Origin of the sequence: Larkinella sp., assembly GCF_965227735.1 — a bacterium.
GTDB lineage: Bacteria > Bacteroidota > Bacteroidia > Cytophagales > Spirosomataceae > Larkinella.
Genome location: NZ_OZ245776.1, coordinates 6198314 through 6212388 on the forward strand (window position 1 = coordinate 6198314; position 14075 = coordinate 6212388).

General features: G+C 54.6%; 11 protein-coding genes. 3 read left to right on the forward strand and 8 right to left on the reverse strand.

The annotated features are described in order from the left end of the window. From ACO064_RS24265 to ACO064_RS24290, 6 genes are all read right to left on the reverse strand, one after another. Positions 1–402 (reverse strand): c-type cytochrome, encoded by a 402-nt coding sequence (locus ACO064_RS24265; RefSeq protein WP_421829788.1) that lies wholly within the window; start codon positions 400–402, stop codon positions 1–3. A 33-nt stretch (positions 403–435) separates the two neighbouring features. Then, positions 436–2115 (reverse strand): hypothetical protein, encoded by a 1680-nt coding sequence (locus tag ACO064_RS24270; RefSeq protein WP_421829790.1) that lies wholly within the window; start codon positions 2113–2115, stop codon positions 436–438. Between the two features lie 54 nt (positions 2116–2169). Beyond that, complete coding sequence (locus ACO064_RS24275; protein ID WP_421829791.1) at positions 2170–3366, reverse strand: hypothetical protein; 1197 nt, start codon at positions 3364–3366, stop codon at positions 2170–2172. 150 nt (positions 3367–3516) lie between these two features. Continuing rightward, the gene (locus ACO064_RS24280) at positions 3517–6336 is read right to left on the reverse strand and encodes a putative Ig domain-containing protein (protein WP_421829792.1); all 2820 of its coding nucleotides are present in this window, start codon (positions 6334–6336) and stop codon (positions 3517–3519) included. A gap of 331 nt (positions 6337–6667) precedes the next feature. After that, positions 6668–6913: a T9SS type A sorting domain-containing protein gene (locus ACO064_RS24285; RefSeq protein ID WP_421829793.1), complete on the reverse strand. Its 246-nt coding sequence runs from the start codon at positions 6911–6913 to the stop codon at positions 6668–6670. Further along, positions 6910–7143, reverse strand: coding sequence for a two-component regulator propeller domain-containing protein (locus ACO064_RS24290; protein WP_421829794.1), 234 nt, complete (start codon positions 7141–7143; stop codon positions 6910–6912). Before ACO064_RS24290 ends, ACO064_RS24285 begins: the two co-directional genes overlap by 4 nt. A 221-nt stretch (positions 7144–7364) precedes the next feature. Here ACO064_RS24290 and ACO064_RS24295 point away from each other — a divergent pair, with 221 nt between their 5' ends. The 3 genes from ACO064_RS24295 to ACO064_RS24305 all read left to right on the forward strand — a co-directional run bounded on the left by ACO064_RS24295 (position 7365) and on the right by ACO064_RS24305 (position 10589). Next, on the forward strand, positions 7365–9146 hold the full coding sequence (locus ACO064_RS24295) for a DUF885 domain-containing protein (RefSeq protein ID WP_421829795.1): 1782 nt from the start codon (positions 7365–7367) through the stop codon (positions 9144–9146). 24 nt (positions 9147–9170) lie between these two features. Further along, positions 9171–10001, forward strand: coding sequence for a S1 RNA-binding domain-containing protein (locus tag ACO064_RS24300; RefSeq protein ID WP_421829796.1), 831 nt, complete (start codon positions 9171–9173; stop codon positions 9999–10001). 117 nt (positions 10002–10118) lie between these two features. After that, a complete protein-coding gene (locus ACO064_RS24305) occupies positions 10119–10589 on the forward strand; it encodes a hypothetical protein (RefSeq protein ID WP_421829797.1) in 471 nt (156 codons plus the stop codon). Positions 10590–10651: 62 nt separating this feature from the next. Here ACO064_RS24305 and ACO064_RS24310 read toward each other — a convergent pair whose 3' ends face one another. Then, entirely contained in the window at positions 10652–11614 is a 963-nt protein-coding gene (locus tag ACO064_RS24310) for a hypothetical protein (protein WP_421829798.1), read from the reverse strand. Positions 11615–11732: 118 nt separating this feature from the next. Beyond that, positions 11733–13871: a M3 family metallopeptidase gene (locus tag ACO064_RS24315; RefSeq protein ID WP_421829799.1), complete on the reverse strand. Its 2139-nt coding sequence runs from the start codon at positions 13869–13871 to the stop codon at positions 11733–11735. Between the last annotated feature and the right edge of the window lie 204 nt (positions 13872–14075).

A 14075-nucleotide genomic window follows, 5' to 3' on the forward strand; every position in this document is an offset into this window, starting at 1 on the left:
TTATTTTGCACTGCGCACTTTCTTCACGTCCTCCGCCGTAATGGCATCGGCTTTGTTTCCGAAACTGTTGCGAATGAAAGTCAGAACGTCAGCGATTTCTTTGTCGGACAGAAAATCATGGGCGGGCATCACGTTGTCAAACGTTTCTCCGTTGATTTCGATCGGTTCCTGGAGTCCTTTCAGAATGACATTGATCAGCCGGGTTTTGTCGCCTTGCACCCAATCGGTTTGCTTCAGGGGCGGATTCAGACTCGGAACACCTCCGCCATCGGCCTGGTGGCAGGTGAGGCAGTATTGTTCGTAGACCTGCTGGCCCGGCCCGGATTTTATCGCTGGTTTCTTAGTTTGAGCAAAAACGGTTGTCGTCAGAAAAAAAAGACTCCACACACACACAATTCTCATAACGCAAAGTTGGCTTTTCGTAAAGATAGACGATTAGAGCAAACCGTCCTTCACCTGCGTATCAAAAACGCCCGTCAGCACCTGTCCATTGCGTTTGACCTGCACCCAGATGCGATAATGGCCGGATCGGGGAAAGGCATACGGAAATTCGACCATGTTGTTGACTTTCATCAGGTGCGACATCGCGGGCATCCCCGCCAGCAACAACGCATTCTTCTCCGCTTCGGGCAATTGTTTCAGCCGGGCCACGTAGCGGTCGATGCTGTCGCGGAACTGGGTCGCATCGGGATACTGAAACCGGCGCGTGGTGTCGGCGATGCGGTCGACCAGAAAGGATTCGGCTGCCATCGAATAGGTCCCCACCGGATGCAGGTGGATATACACCGTGCCGTCGGAGCGCACAATGGCCGCGTGGCCATCCATGCCCAGATACGGTTCTAGGGGCGCGGGTTTGCCCTGGGCGTCGGCCAGGGCGAATTTAAGAACATAGGGTGTTCCGGTTTCCAGCACGGCAGCCGGTTTGTCGGTCCAGAGCAGGGTCGAACCATCGCTCAGCTTGGAACTGGCCCCCGGAATGCCGCACAAAACCATGTCGTCGTCCAGATGCGGTACGCCCACGGCATTGGGTTTGACGCCCAGGGCTTCGGTCACCAGCCAGCTATCGTCCGGGTCGGTTTCCGTGCGGGTTCTTACTGTCGCAACGGTTTTTTGGGAGTGATCGGGAATCGTGATGGTGTCGGTCAACGTCTCGGCAAAACCGCTGCGGAACACCACGTCGGCATACAGCAGATACTGGCCTGCGGGCAAATCGGGCAGGTTCGACGCAAACTGGTCGAGTTCTTTCCGGTCGGGGTGGAGGTGGGCGAAGGCATCGAGTCCGGGCGTTCGGGCCAGAAAAACGTGCATCAGCTTGCCGTGATCCGGCACGATGAAACCCAGACGACGGCGTTTGATGCCGCCTTCGGCGAAGTGCGAGGTGTCGATCCGGATTGTCAGAACCGGCTGTCCGTTGGCCGTTGCTTTCACGGTGGACTGAATCGGCGTCGGCGCATACAGTTCGTGGTTGCGATACTGATCCGCCCAACTCGTCCACCACGTTCGCCAGCCGGTCAGGCCAACGCCCAGCAGAATGGCGGCAATGCCCATGCCGACCAGCCGCTTCCGGCGGTAGGAAGTAGGTACGGACTGACCCGGTTTCAGTGTTCCGTCGGCCAGGCTGGCCCCCACCGTGGTGATGAACAGGACGACCAGCAAAATGCCGAGAGCCGCCAAACCAACGCCGGTTCCGGTGGGCATGGGCTCCATTTTGGTCGGAACCGAAAGAACCGGGGCCACCAGAGAGGCTTTTCCGTCGGGGCCGTCGATGTTCAGTTCGATGCTGGACGAGCCGGAATCCATCATCCAGACCACGCCCTCGTAGCGGTTTTCTGCCACGGGTTGAAGCTCATCGTGAACCGGCGCCCCTTCGTCGCCGGACGAAAAATAGATGGGCCGTGCCAGAATGGACGACGCCCGCCCGCTCTCTATAAAAACCGTTACTTTGGCCGTTCCGGGCACCACATCCGGCGGAATAACGCTCACCAGCACCTGATATTTCCCGGCCTGCTTCTGCACCAGAACACCCGGACTACCGACGTGGGCGAAAGCAATGAATGTATTAGCGAATGAGAGAATGAATGAATACAACAGGACCCGCACCAGGAAATTCTTCATTTTGAAAGGACGCACCATCTTACCTATTAACTCATAATTCATAACTCTTAATCCTCAGCGTTGTACCCGTTTCATCCAGTTGCCCCAGAGCAGCCCTACCCGGGCCGACCCGATGGCGCAAAGGATGGCAATCCCGATGCCTTTCAGAAAGTCCGGCGTCGACTGTAGCCAGTGTGGATGAAACTGGTGATGATACGGCCAGGTAGGGTCTTCCCCGTACGACATGGAATCGGAAAAGAAAAAACCGTTTTGGGCGTAGGGAGACGTATGGAGAAATTCACCGAAATACCACTGAACCACCGTGATCACCAGTATAAAAACCGTACCGGTGAGCGCAGCCAAAAGCCAGTCGTTGATCTTGCCGCCATCGAAGCGGTGGAGCAGTTTGTCGAGCACGAAACCGGGAATGACCAGCAAAAGCGGGAACATGAAAGCCTGGTAGTGGGTAATGGGGTTCAGGACCGGGCCGAGCCGGGGCGTGGCCGGGAAGAAAGGCAGAATCCAGCTCGGAATCAGCATCGTCAGCATGTAGGCAGCCGCCGTGAGGGTGATCGGGTATCGAAGTGATGACGCGCGGCCCACCGCCAGCAGGTAAAACGGAAACGCAATGCCGATGGTAATGTAGGACGAAGAATGGTGGGAAGCCCACTGCCCCAGTTTTTCGGCGAGCATCGTATACAGGATGCTCAATAGCAGACCGGCGGCAATGGTGAACATGATCTTGAGCCGCTGCGCCTGTTTCTTATCCCGTTCGTTGTCTGACAAAAGACCGTTGGTTACCCGGTTTTGCAACGCCAGCACGCCAATCATGGCCCCAAACTGCACCGTCATCATGCCAATCAGCAAAACCGTATGCGGAGGTGTCAGGATCTGGACGTCAAGGCCGTAGGTGTTGTGCCACCAGTCGTCGAAGGGCGCGGAGGTCAGCATGGTCAAGGCACCCCAGACGCAGTACATGGCACCCAGCGATCCGTAGAAAATACCCCAGAACCGGACGGAACCGGTTCGCTCGGGGTTCCTTTTGGCGAAGGTCAACTGCAGAATCTTAAACCCCGAAAAAGCACCCGCCACGACCGCTCCAACGTACATGAGCAGATGCGGGGGCGCAAACAGGCCGTCGCGGCCAATGCTCATGTGCCACATGATGTCCCAGAGCAGGCCCCACACGATGCAGAGCGAGGAAAACACCACGGCGTAGATGTATGTGGGTATTTTGGTACGTATAACCGGTGGAGAAAGGGTGGCTTGCATGTACGCGTTGTCGGTTAAAAGAACAGGGAGTAAAGATAGGAAAAAGACCCTATAAACTGCATCGATCCTGATGTCGTTGCCACTCACTTTCGATAGCCCCCAAAAAGACTCCAAATCTATTTAGGGGCAAATGCGAAAGTCCTAGAATGATTAGCGTTTCAGAATTTTCAGCGTGTGACTTTTTCCTCTGGTATCGACGCGCAGCAGGAGCAGGCCGGGGGGCTGATGCTGGATCGATACGGTCTGGCGTTCCACCGGTCTGGCCACCCCAATCTGGTGTTCATGCAACAACCGCCCGCTGGCATCGGACAACTGAAACCGCAGCGGCTGGCTTTCGGCACCCCGGATTTCGATTACGACCTGATCGCTAACCGGGTTGCCCAGCACCGTTACCTGCAACTGAGAATGGGGTTCGGCTGAAAGCCGAACCGGCGACGGACAGTTGAGCGGTTTGCCCGAATCCTTCAAGTCATAGGTTGAACCGGACACCCGGGCGCGGATCAGGCGGGTGTTGCCGTCTTTCAATCCCGCTGGCACTTCGAAACTGTAGGCATGCGCGCCGTTGCCCTTCCCGGCATTCTTCAAATCCACCCGGTAGATGTTGGCGACCACGCTGCCCAAAACCGCATCGATGGTGTAGAACTCGACGGTCAGGGGCGTATTGGGTTTGTTGCGGTCCCAGACCCAGCCGCGAATCGTGCCACATTCCACTTTGTCGAGATAGCCTTCAAAGCTACCCGTGACGATGGGGGTCGATCCGGCCACGGTCAGGTTAAAACTCACGCTATTGGTAGCGTTCTGAGCATCGGTGGCTGAATATGTCAGCACAAAACCGCCTTCAACGCCGGGTTTTCCGGTAATCTGGCGCGTGCCGCTGGTGAACGTCAGACCAGTGGGCAGGCCTGCCAGGCCATAACTGAGCGTTCCGCCTTCCGGATCGGTGAAAACCGGCAGGGTGGTAATGAAGTCCACACCTTGCTGGGCGACCAACGGCGACATGGTGGGTGCCACGGGCGGTTTATTGGCCGGGGGCGGGGGTGTGCCGGTCTGACACTGGATTGTTTTGGGACCCTCTTTCAGGGTAAAACTGCTCCCTTGTATGCGGGCGGAGAGCGAATGAACCTGCCCGTCTTTCAGGTCTTCGGGAATGGTCCAGCGAAAGGCGTGGATGCCGTTGCCCTTGCCCGCGTCCTTCAGATCCTGCCGGAACTCATTGGCTGCTATGGAACCCTTGAAAGTAGCCCCGTCGTAAAGATCGACGGAAAAAACCGTATTGGGTTTGTTGCGGTCCCAGGCCCAGCCCCGGAAGGTGCTGCAATCGGCGCCGTACAGAAAGCCGTCGAAACTGCCGGTCACCGTCGGTGCGGGGTTGACGATGACGGTAAAGGAAGCCGTTGGACTGATGCAACTGCCCTCCTGGCAATAGACGGAATACGCGAATGTGCCGGTGGTTGACGTAGGAATCGAGATTGACGAACCGCTGGGCGATCCGGGTCCGGTCCAGAACAGCGTTCCCTCACACCCGCTGGCGGTGAGAGAAACCGGGCTGGTATTCTGGAGTACGGTCACGGCACCCGAGCCGGTGGTCGATGCGACAATCGTAACCGTGGGATGGGGCAAAACGGTCAGGCTGAAAGGCTCAGACGTGATGGAACCGCACGCATTGGAAACCACTACGCGATACGCTCCGGAAGACATATCCGATGTATAGAAAAAGGTAGCATCATTGACCCCGGCTTCATACTCATCATATTTGACCCCATCCTTATAAAACGCATAGGTAACGGGGCCCTTCCCCCCTAAACCAAATGTCACCTGTGCCGATGAATACAAATGACCTGCGGGAGTCGCACAGATCGTTAAACTTAGTGGAGCCGGATTGATGAAAAAAAGCGCGTCCGTTTCGCCCTGAAACTCGAATGCGCCCCGGTCGATATAACCGCCGAAAACCCGGTTTTCGCCAGCGATAGCCTTATCCGGGCCGCTCACAGCCGTGTAGGAAGCCAGATTTCCGGAATTGATGGCAAATGAACAGGACGTCAGGCTCAGGTCGCCGTCTGCTTCGTTGGCAAAAGCCGGGTTGGAAACCTGATTGCCCAGGCCGGGAAGATTGTCCTGGTTAATGGTGTAGGTGACGGTGAGCGTTCCATCATCAACGATATCCAGCCCATCATTCCCCTGAATTTCACCGTCATAACTGGGTAGGTTATTCCACAGGATGCTATTGGTCAGGGCGAGTGTGCCTTTATTTTGGATGGCATTTCCGTTGGTGGACCGGTTTCTGACAAAGGTACAGTTGATCACGATCGCTTCGGAACCCGAAATGGTCATGGCTCCGCCCCCTACATCCCCGTCCGCCGTATTTTTGAAGAATACACAGTTGATCAGAAGGGGATGACTGTCTGATCCCTCGGAATAAAAACCGCCCCCACTGCTGGCCTGGTTACCGGTGAAGTAACAATTTCGAATGATAGGATCACCATACCCACAGCCACTTTCATTGAATACGCCCCCTCCGTGAGCATCGTTATATTCCCCGTGGGCATTCCCCCCGGTTATCACAAAACCGTCCAGAATCGTTGACCGACTGCCCCTCACACAAGCCACAACGTGGTAACTATTGTCCGATGTCGTGCCCGGATCGCCGATTTCCCCGCTCAGCGTGGTGGAGGAGGGGTACGTCAGTACCCGCTCCGCAAGGGAAGTTTCGCCCCCCTCAAATCCGCCATAAATCGATACTCCATCGGTCAGTTCAAACCGGTGCCACGGTTCAGAACCGGGTTTATAGATTCCTTTCGCTACCCAGACCTGATCGCCGGAGCCGAATTGGGAGGCATTGATCATGGCCAGTAAATCCCCAGAAGCATCATCCCAGCTTAAGCCTTCACCGGAACCTCCTTCTTTTACGTAACGAATCGTCTGCGCCTGGAGGCTCGTCAGACTGGCCAGGATCAAAACGTGAGCAAACAAAAAAAGGCGAATGAGCGCCAATCTGCCCCTCCATTGGAAGGGTAATCGTAAAAGAAGTTTCATAAGGTAAAATGGTTTGGTAGACAGAAATTGCGTGGCCGGATCAGAACTGGCGGAAGACGTTGAGTGGTTTCAGGAATAGAACGTAAACGGGGAGGTGTACGGTTTTGAACAAGACCAACGCAAAGCGTATACGTTCCAATTTCCACTGCTAAAATAGCAAACTATTGCAAACGAAAAGCACGATTCTAACAAAATAGTAAGTAGAAAAAAAACCGTTTGACTCCGGTTCAAAACAGGGTCAAACGGCTTAACGTGAACAACTTGGCAATTAGGGCTTCAACACTTTCAAAACCGCCCGCCCGGAGCCGCTCGCAACGTGCAGCAAATACAGTCCGGCAGCCCGCTGGTGAACGGGAATTGACAGTCGTTCGACGGTTTTTGCGTTTTCAATGACGTGTTCAGTCAAAGGTCTTCCTCCCGTATCGCGGAGATCCAACCGGACTGCCTGACCTGCCGCCCCCTGTATTTCGACCTCAATGAAATTCCCCGAAACCGGATTGCCCAACACCGTCACCTGAAGCCCGGCTGGAAGATTTTGAACCGGTTTCCATCGTAGCGGCAGACACCGTCGCGGGTGGCCATCCAGATAAAGCCCTGGCGGTCCTGAACAATGGCCGACACAAAGGCCTGCGGCAAGCCCTGGCGATCCGAAATGACCTCGGGTTGTGGAAATTCAATCGGCTGGGCCGTGGCTGCGGTGAAAAAGTAGAGACCAATTGCCAGTGTCCAACATCCTGTTCGCAAAACACTTTTCCTGTTGGGCAAGAGCCTCCGCATTCAACGGTCGTTTAGGGGTGGTGAGAAAGCCCCAAATTAACAAGACTTTGTTCATGTTACCATTTGTGCGGGCAATTTTTACTGAAAGGAAAGTAGTCTTCAATCACCGGGTGGCCCGGAGCTGTCAGGGTTTTCGGCGGTTTATGGCTAACTTTCCGATCTGAACTTTTGCCGAATGCGATTCGATCATGAAACTACTCCTTGTATCTGCTTTGCTAATGGCTTCGATGATGGCTTGTAACTCCAAAACCGGCCAGGAAAGCAAGGCTGCCAATGCCGATTTCGCCCAAACCGTCGACAATTATTACGAAGAACGCCTGAAGCTCTTCCCGATTGAAGCGACGTATCAGGGCGACAACCGCTACAACGACTTGCTGCCCAACAGCATTTCGCAGGAATTTCTCGCCCGGACGAAGGCATTTTACACCGACTATCTCGAAAAAATAAAAGCCTTTGACCGCGAAAAACTGTCGGATCAGGACAAAATTTCGTACGATATTCTGAAACGCGAGCTGGAACTGCAGTTGGATCAATTCAAGTTTCACCTCGAATACGTGCCGTTTTCGCAGTTCGAAGGACTGACGCTGTCGTTTGGTCAGTTGGGCAGCGGAGCGGGGGCGCAGCCGTTCAAAATCGTCAAGGATTACGACGACTGGCTGAAGCGGGTTTCGGCCTTCCAGGTTTGGGGTGATACCGCCGTGGCCAATTTCCGGAAAGGCATGGCAACCGGCATGATCTGGCCGAAAAGTCTGGTGGTGAAAATGATTCCGCAAATGACCGATCTGGTGGTGACCGACCCGACCCAGAGTCTGTTCTACGGCCCGATCAGGAACCTGCCGAAAGACTTTAGCGAAGCGGATAAAAACCGCCTGACGGCAGCTTACAAACTGGCGATTTTGCAACAGATCGTGCCGACGTACAAAAAACTGGGCGATTTTCTTCAGAATGAATACCTGCCCAAGGCGCGCACGACCTCGGGCATCGATGTGGTTCCGCAAGGCCCGGAGCTGTATAAAGAACTGGTCAAAACCTGGACGACCACCGACAAAACGCCGGAGGAAATTTACCAGACCGGCCTGAAAGAAGTGGCCCGGATTCGGGGCGAAATGGAGAAAGTGAAAACGCAGGTGGGCTTTCCCGGTTCGCTGAATGATTTTTTCACCCACCTCAAAACCGATCCGAAGTTTTATCCCTACAAACAGCCGAAAGACGTGCTGGCGGCTTTCAACACGATTCTGGCGCGCATCGAGCCGAATCTGGCGAAGATGTTTACCAAAACACCGAAGTCTAAATTTGAAATCCGGCAGACGGAGAAGTTCCGCGAAGCCTCGGCGAGTGCGGAATACAACCCGGCCTCGGCGGATGGCAGTCGGCCGGGCATTTTCTACGTTCCGATTCCGGATGCGGCCCAATTCAACGTTACGTCAGGCATGGAGTCATTGTTTCTGCACGAAGCCATTCCGGGCCACCATTACCAGTTTTCGTTGCAGCAGGAAAGCACCGATCTGCCCAAATTCCGGCGGTTTGCGTGGTATGGTGCCTACGGCGAAGGCTGGGCGTTGTATTGTGAGTCGCTGGGCAAGGAACTCGGTATTTATACCGATCCATACCAGTACATGGGTGCCTTGAGCGACGAAATGCACCGGGCGATCCGGCTGGTGGTCGATGTGGCGATTCACACCAAACAAATGACCCGCGAAGAAGCCATCAAGTATATGATGGACAACGAACCGATTGCGGAACAGGGTGCGGTGGCTGAAATTGAGCGGTATATGGCCATTCCGGCGCAGGCGTTGTCGTATAAAATCGGTGCGTTGAAAATCCGGGAGTTACGCACCAAATACGAGACTCAGTTGGGCGACAAATTTAATCTGGCGGCTTTCCACGACGAGTTTTTAAAAGACGGTTGTATGCCGCTGGACGTGCTGGAACGCAAAATGGATGCCTGGGCCGACCGGCAGAAGAAGTAAAAAGGGCTTGAAATACCATTTCGAATGATACAAATTGGAAAAATAAATACCCTGATTGCCCTCCGCGAAACCAGCGTCGGGGTTTTTCTGGGCGATGATGAGGACAATGACATCCTGCTCCCGAACAAATACGTACCCGGCACCTTGCGGATCGATGATCCGATCGATGTGTTCGTTTATACCGACTCGGAAGACCGGATCATTGCCACCACGCTGACGCCTAAAATTCAGCGCAATCAGTTTGCGCGGTTGCAGGTGGTTTCGGTCACGAGCGTGGGGGCGTTTCTGGACTGGGGACTGGAAAAAGACTTGCTGGTGCCCTACCGCGAGCAAAGCCGCCCGATGGAAGTGGGCCGCTGGTACGTCGTGTACCTGTACCTCGATCACGAAACCGACCGGCTGGTGGCGTCGAGCCGGCTTAACCGGTTTCTGGATTCGGAAGTACCCAATCTGACGGAAGGGCAGGAGGTGTCGCTGCTGGCCTGGGAGCCGACCGATCTGGGCATCAACGTCATCATCAACAACCGCTACCGGGGCCTGGTCTACGCCAATGAGGTGTTCCGGCAGGTGTATCCCGGCGACCGGCTGACGGGCTACATCAAGACCATTCGCGACGACAACCGGATCGATGTGAGCCTGCAAAAGCCGGGATACGAAAACGTGGAGCCGAATGCGCAGCGGATTCTGGCCACGTTGAAAGAGCAGAACGGTTTTCTGCCCCTCAACGATTACAGCGAACCGGATGCCATTTACCAGACGCTGGAGATGAGCAAGAAGACCTTCAAGAAAGCCATCGGGGCCTTGTTTCGGGAACGGAAGATTGCCATTAAGGAAGACGGTATTTATCTGGTTTGAGCAGGCCGGTTTTCAGGAAAAATAGCCACCTTTTTTTGCTCGAAAGAGACGTTTTTGCAGGAAACAAAAATAAATCACAATCTGTTGGGTTGGTAAAATCGTAAACTCTGTACTGAAATGGCACGACCGAATCCTGAACTGATCGATGCGCTGCGCCGGACCGCCCGGAAACTACAGGAAGGCGCTCCGTATGAATGGGGGCACATGGGCGGTTGCAACTGCGGCAACCTCGCTCAGGAATTGACCAAACTGACCAAAGCCCAGATTCACGCCTACGCCATGCAACGCTACGGCGACTGGAACGAACAGGTGGCCGACTATTGCCCTACGAGCTACATGCCGATCGATCTGGTAATTAACGAAATGTTGCAGGCCGGTCTGGCGATCGAAGACCTGAAGAACCTCGAAAAACTGACCGACCGTCGGGTGTTGGCCCGCTTCCCCATCGAAAAGCGTTACCTCCGCCATAACCACCGCGACGACGTTGTGGCCTACCTGACTGAATGGGCGGCTTTGCTCGAGGACGAACTGCTGGCGAAAATTGAGCTTCCGAAGTTCGACGACGCGGCCTGGCAGCCCGTTAACTGACCAAAAAGGCATCAGGTAATCCTGATGCCTTTTTGAAGAATCGTGGCGGAATCGACTGTTCCTTACCGCTGCATCGTATAAAACTCATAGCTGATTTTCCACGTAAACGCCTGTCCTGGTGCCACATCGATCGCAATGAAGGGTTCGGGCGAGAGGTTTTTCGGGTTCGACCAGAAAGCCAGTTTCGATAGGGGCCGGTCGGCCCGAATCCGGACGCCCGCGCCGGTTTTGGTGTTTTCAACCCGGATATCGTAATCGCTGGCACTTGCACCGTAGCCTTCCACGAGCGTGTAAATGCTTTCGCGGTTCTGGAGTGGTCTCAGGAAGGTAAGTTCCTGATTCTTACTGGCCAGAATGTCTTTTAAATCGCCGGTCGGTTTGGCGGAAAACCCAAACTGAACCCGGAAATCCGGCCCCGACGGCTGCTGGTCGATCACCAGAAAATTGTGGTTGTAAACGGCGGTTTCGATGCGCTGTTTGCCGGTATTTTTCAGGCGGTGTTCCAGCACCAGTTCGGGTTTGCCTTTGGTAAGCTTCACGGTTTTTTCGTATTCGTAGGAATACCCGGCCGCATCCTTCAACACATGGGTAAACCGCACCTGATCGGCTTTTTTCTGAACCGACCACTGCCCTTTATCCACGTGTTGGTAGGGCGCGACAAACTTGTACGGCTCATTGTCGATTTTCCGCAGGCTTCCCACGCCAATCTTCACGAACAGGTCGCCGGGTTTGGCCTGATCGTAACCCATCGGGTCAAACGCTTCGACCGGGCCGCTGATGGCGTCGTGCAGATAGGGATCGTACTTCTCAAACCACTTGCCGAAATAACTGTGCCCTTTGTATTCCAGATTGGCAATCACGCCCGACCAGTCGAAGCGCGTGCCCCGGTAATACCCGGTGGCGGTATCTGGCAAATACAGCGTTGCCTTGATGGAATCGTTGGTAATCACCGCCTGGGGGACTTCGTCGATGGTCCAGGAAATGAGGAAGAAAGCCAGCAGGAGGGCGGGTAGGTATTTTTTCATTTCTAGGTTTACGGTTTATCATTTACGGTTTACGGTTTTCAGTTTACGGTAGCTGATGCACGCTCAACGCGTCACATAGAATGCGTCAGCCAACCGTAAACTGAAAACCGTAAACCAATTATAGCACTTTCAGCAAGCCCCGGCGACGGAGCAGCGGTTTGATGTCGGGTTCGGAGCCCCGGAAATTTTTATAGAGTGTCATCGGTTCGTCGGTACCGCCCTTTTCGAGGACGTTTTTGCGGAACGACTGGGCGGATTTCTGATCGAACAATCCTTTCTGCCTGAACACTTCAAAGGCATCCGCATCCAATACCGCCGACCAGATGTAGCTGTAATAACCCGCCGAATAACCGCCCGCGAAAATGTGCTGGAAATACGTGCTCCGGTAGCGCGGGGGAATCTGGTCGATCAGGCCGATTTTATCCATCGACTGCTTTTCGAAAGCCAGCACATCAGTCGGCACCTGGCCGGGTTTCAGCGTATGGTAATCCATGTCGAGCAGCGACGCGGCCAGGTATTCAGTCGTTTCAAAGCCCTGGTTGAACAGACTGCTTTTGTTAATTTTCTCAATCAGCGCGTCCGGAATCACCGCGCCGGTTTTGTAATGTTTGGCGTAGAGTTTCAGCATTTGCGCTTCCTCCGACCAGTTTTCCATGATCTGCGACGGCAACTCCACGAAGTCGCGCGGCACCGACGTTCCCGACAAACTGGCGTAGGTGACGTTGGAAAGCAACCCGTGCAGGGCGTGGCCAAATTCGTGGAAAAACGTCCGGGTTTCCTCCAGACTGAGCAAGGCGGGGGCGTCGCCCGACGGGCGCGAGAAGTTGCAGACGATGGAAATCACCGGCGTGATTTTCTGGCCATTTTTCACTTCCTGCCGCCGGAAACTGGTCATCCAGGCACCCCCGCGTTTGCTGGCGCGCGGGTGGAAATCCATGTACAGAATGCCGATGTGCCGTCCGTCGGCTTCTTTCACCTCGTAGCCCGTCACTTCGTCGTGATACACCGGCAGATCTGTCCGCCGTTCGAAACGCAAACCGTAGAGCCGCCCGGTGAGCATGAAAATGCCTTCGCGGACGTTTTCGAGCGAGAAATACGGTTTGAGCTGTTCGCCATCGAGGGCGTATTTTTGCTTGCGGAGTTTTTCGGCATAATACCGCCAGTCCCAACTCGCCAGTTTTTCGTTCTTTCCCCGGCGGGGATCCGTTTCCTTGTCCATCAGTGCCTGCAGTTCGGCGGCTTCCTGTTTCGTCACCGGAACGGTTGCGGCCCAGAGTTGATTGAGGAGTTCGCTCACCCTGGCGGGCGTCGAAGCCATGCTTTCTTCCAGCACAAAAGCCGCGTGGTTTTCGTAGCCCAGCAACTGCGCTTTTTCGGCCCGAAGCGTTACCATCTTGGCCATCAGCGCCTTGTTGTCACGTTCGTCGTTGTGATTGCCGCGTTCGAGATAGGCCCGGAAAATCTGTTCGCGGAGCGCGCGGTTGTCGGCATACTGCAAAAACGGCATGATGCTCGGGTTTTGCAGCGTAAAAACCCACTTGCCATCCGCCTGATTTCGCTTTTTGGCTTCGTTGGCAGCCGCTTCTACGAGCGAAGCGGGCAAACCGCTGAGGTCTTCTTTTTTGTCGATTACCAGTGTGTAGGCGTTGTTTTCGGCCAGTAGATTCTGACCAAACTTCAAGGTCAGAACTGAAAGTTCTTCATTGATTTTTCGCAGCCGATCCTGTTTGTCGGCGGTCAAAGCAGCCCCGCCCCGGACAAAATTCTTGTACGTTTTTTCGAGCAACCGCTGCTGTTCGCCGGTGAGTTTGAGTTGGTTTCGCTGGTCATAGACGGCTTTCACCCGCTTGAACAGGGCCGGATTCAGCGCGATGTCGTCGCCGTTTTTCGCCAGTTTGGGCGCAATGGTCTGGGCGATTTTCTGAAGATCCTCGCTGGTGTTGGCGTTGTTGAGGTTGAAAAATACCGTGCTTACCCGGCTGAGCAGGTCACCGCCCGCTTCCAGGGCTTCGATGGTGTTGGCAAAGGTGGGTGCCTGGGTCTGGCTGGTGATTTTCGCAATGTCAGCCGCCTGTTGTTTGATGCCTTCCTCAAAAGCCGGTTCGTAATGTTCCGGTTTGATTTTGTCGAAAGCCGGTACGCCAAAAGGCGTGGTGTAGGCGGTGAAAAAAGGATTTTCCGTGGTGGATTGGCCGTTTACCGGCGCGAGATCCGTCAGAAGCATGGTCGTTATCAGAAGTGTAAGCGTTGATTTCATCGAAGAACGCATTGGTTGGGGTCACTCAAAACTACAGAATCGCGTTGCGAAAGCAAAACGTACCCCCGGACTTTAGTACGTGAGTGCGATCGTCAGAAGGTTTGAATCTTGCAGGGATTTCACGGACTAATTGATTTAAACTAAGTAACCGCCGGATTCACATTTTGGCTTATTAGCCCACTGCCGCTCGGGCGGCCCCGTTTA

Excerpts from the sequence above, each read along its gene's own strand:
- ACO064_RS24265 (WP_421829788.1), bottom strand. The coding sequence starts at position 402 with ATGAGAATTGTGTGTGTGTGGAGTCTTTTTTTTCTGACGACAACCGTT.
- ACO064_RS24270 (WP_421829790.1), bottom strand. The coding sequence starts at position 2,115 with ATGAAGAATTTCCTGGTGCGGGTCCTGTTGTATTCATTCATTCTCTCA.
- ACO064_RS24275 (WP_421829791.1), bottom strand. The coding sequence starts at position 3,366 with ATGCAAGCCACCCTTTCTCCACCGGTTATACGTACCAAAATACCCACA.
- ACO064_RS24295 (WP_421829795.1), top strand. The coding sequence starts at position 7,365 with ATGAAACTACTCCTTGTATCTGCTTTGCTAATGGCTTCGATGATGGCT.
- ACO064_RS24300 (WP_421829796.1), top strand. The coding sequence starts at position 9,171 with ATGATACAAATTGGAAAAATAAATACCCTGATTGCCCTCCGCGAAACC.
- ACO064_RS24305 (WP_421829797.1), top strand. The coding sequence starts at position 10,119 with ATGGCACGACCGAATCCTGAACTGATCGATGCGCTGCGCCGGACCGCC.
- ACO064_RS24310 (WP_421829798.1), bottom strand. The coding sequence starts at position 11,614 with ATGAAAAAATACCTACCCGCCCTCCTGCTGGCTTTCTTCCTCATTTCC.
- ACO064_RS24315 (WP_421829799.1), bottom strand. The coding sequence starts at position 13,871 with ATGAAATCAACGCTTACACTTCTGATAACGACCATGCTTCTGACGGAT.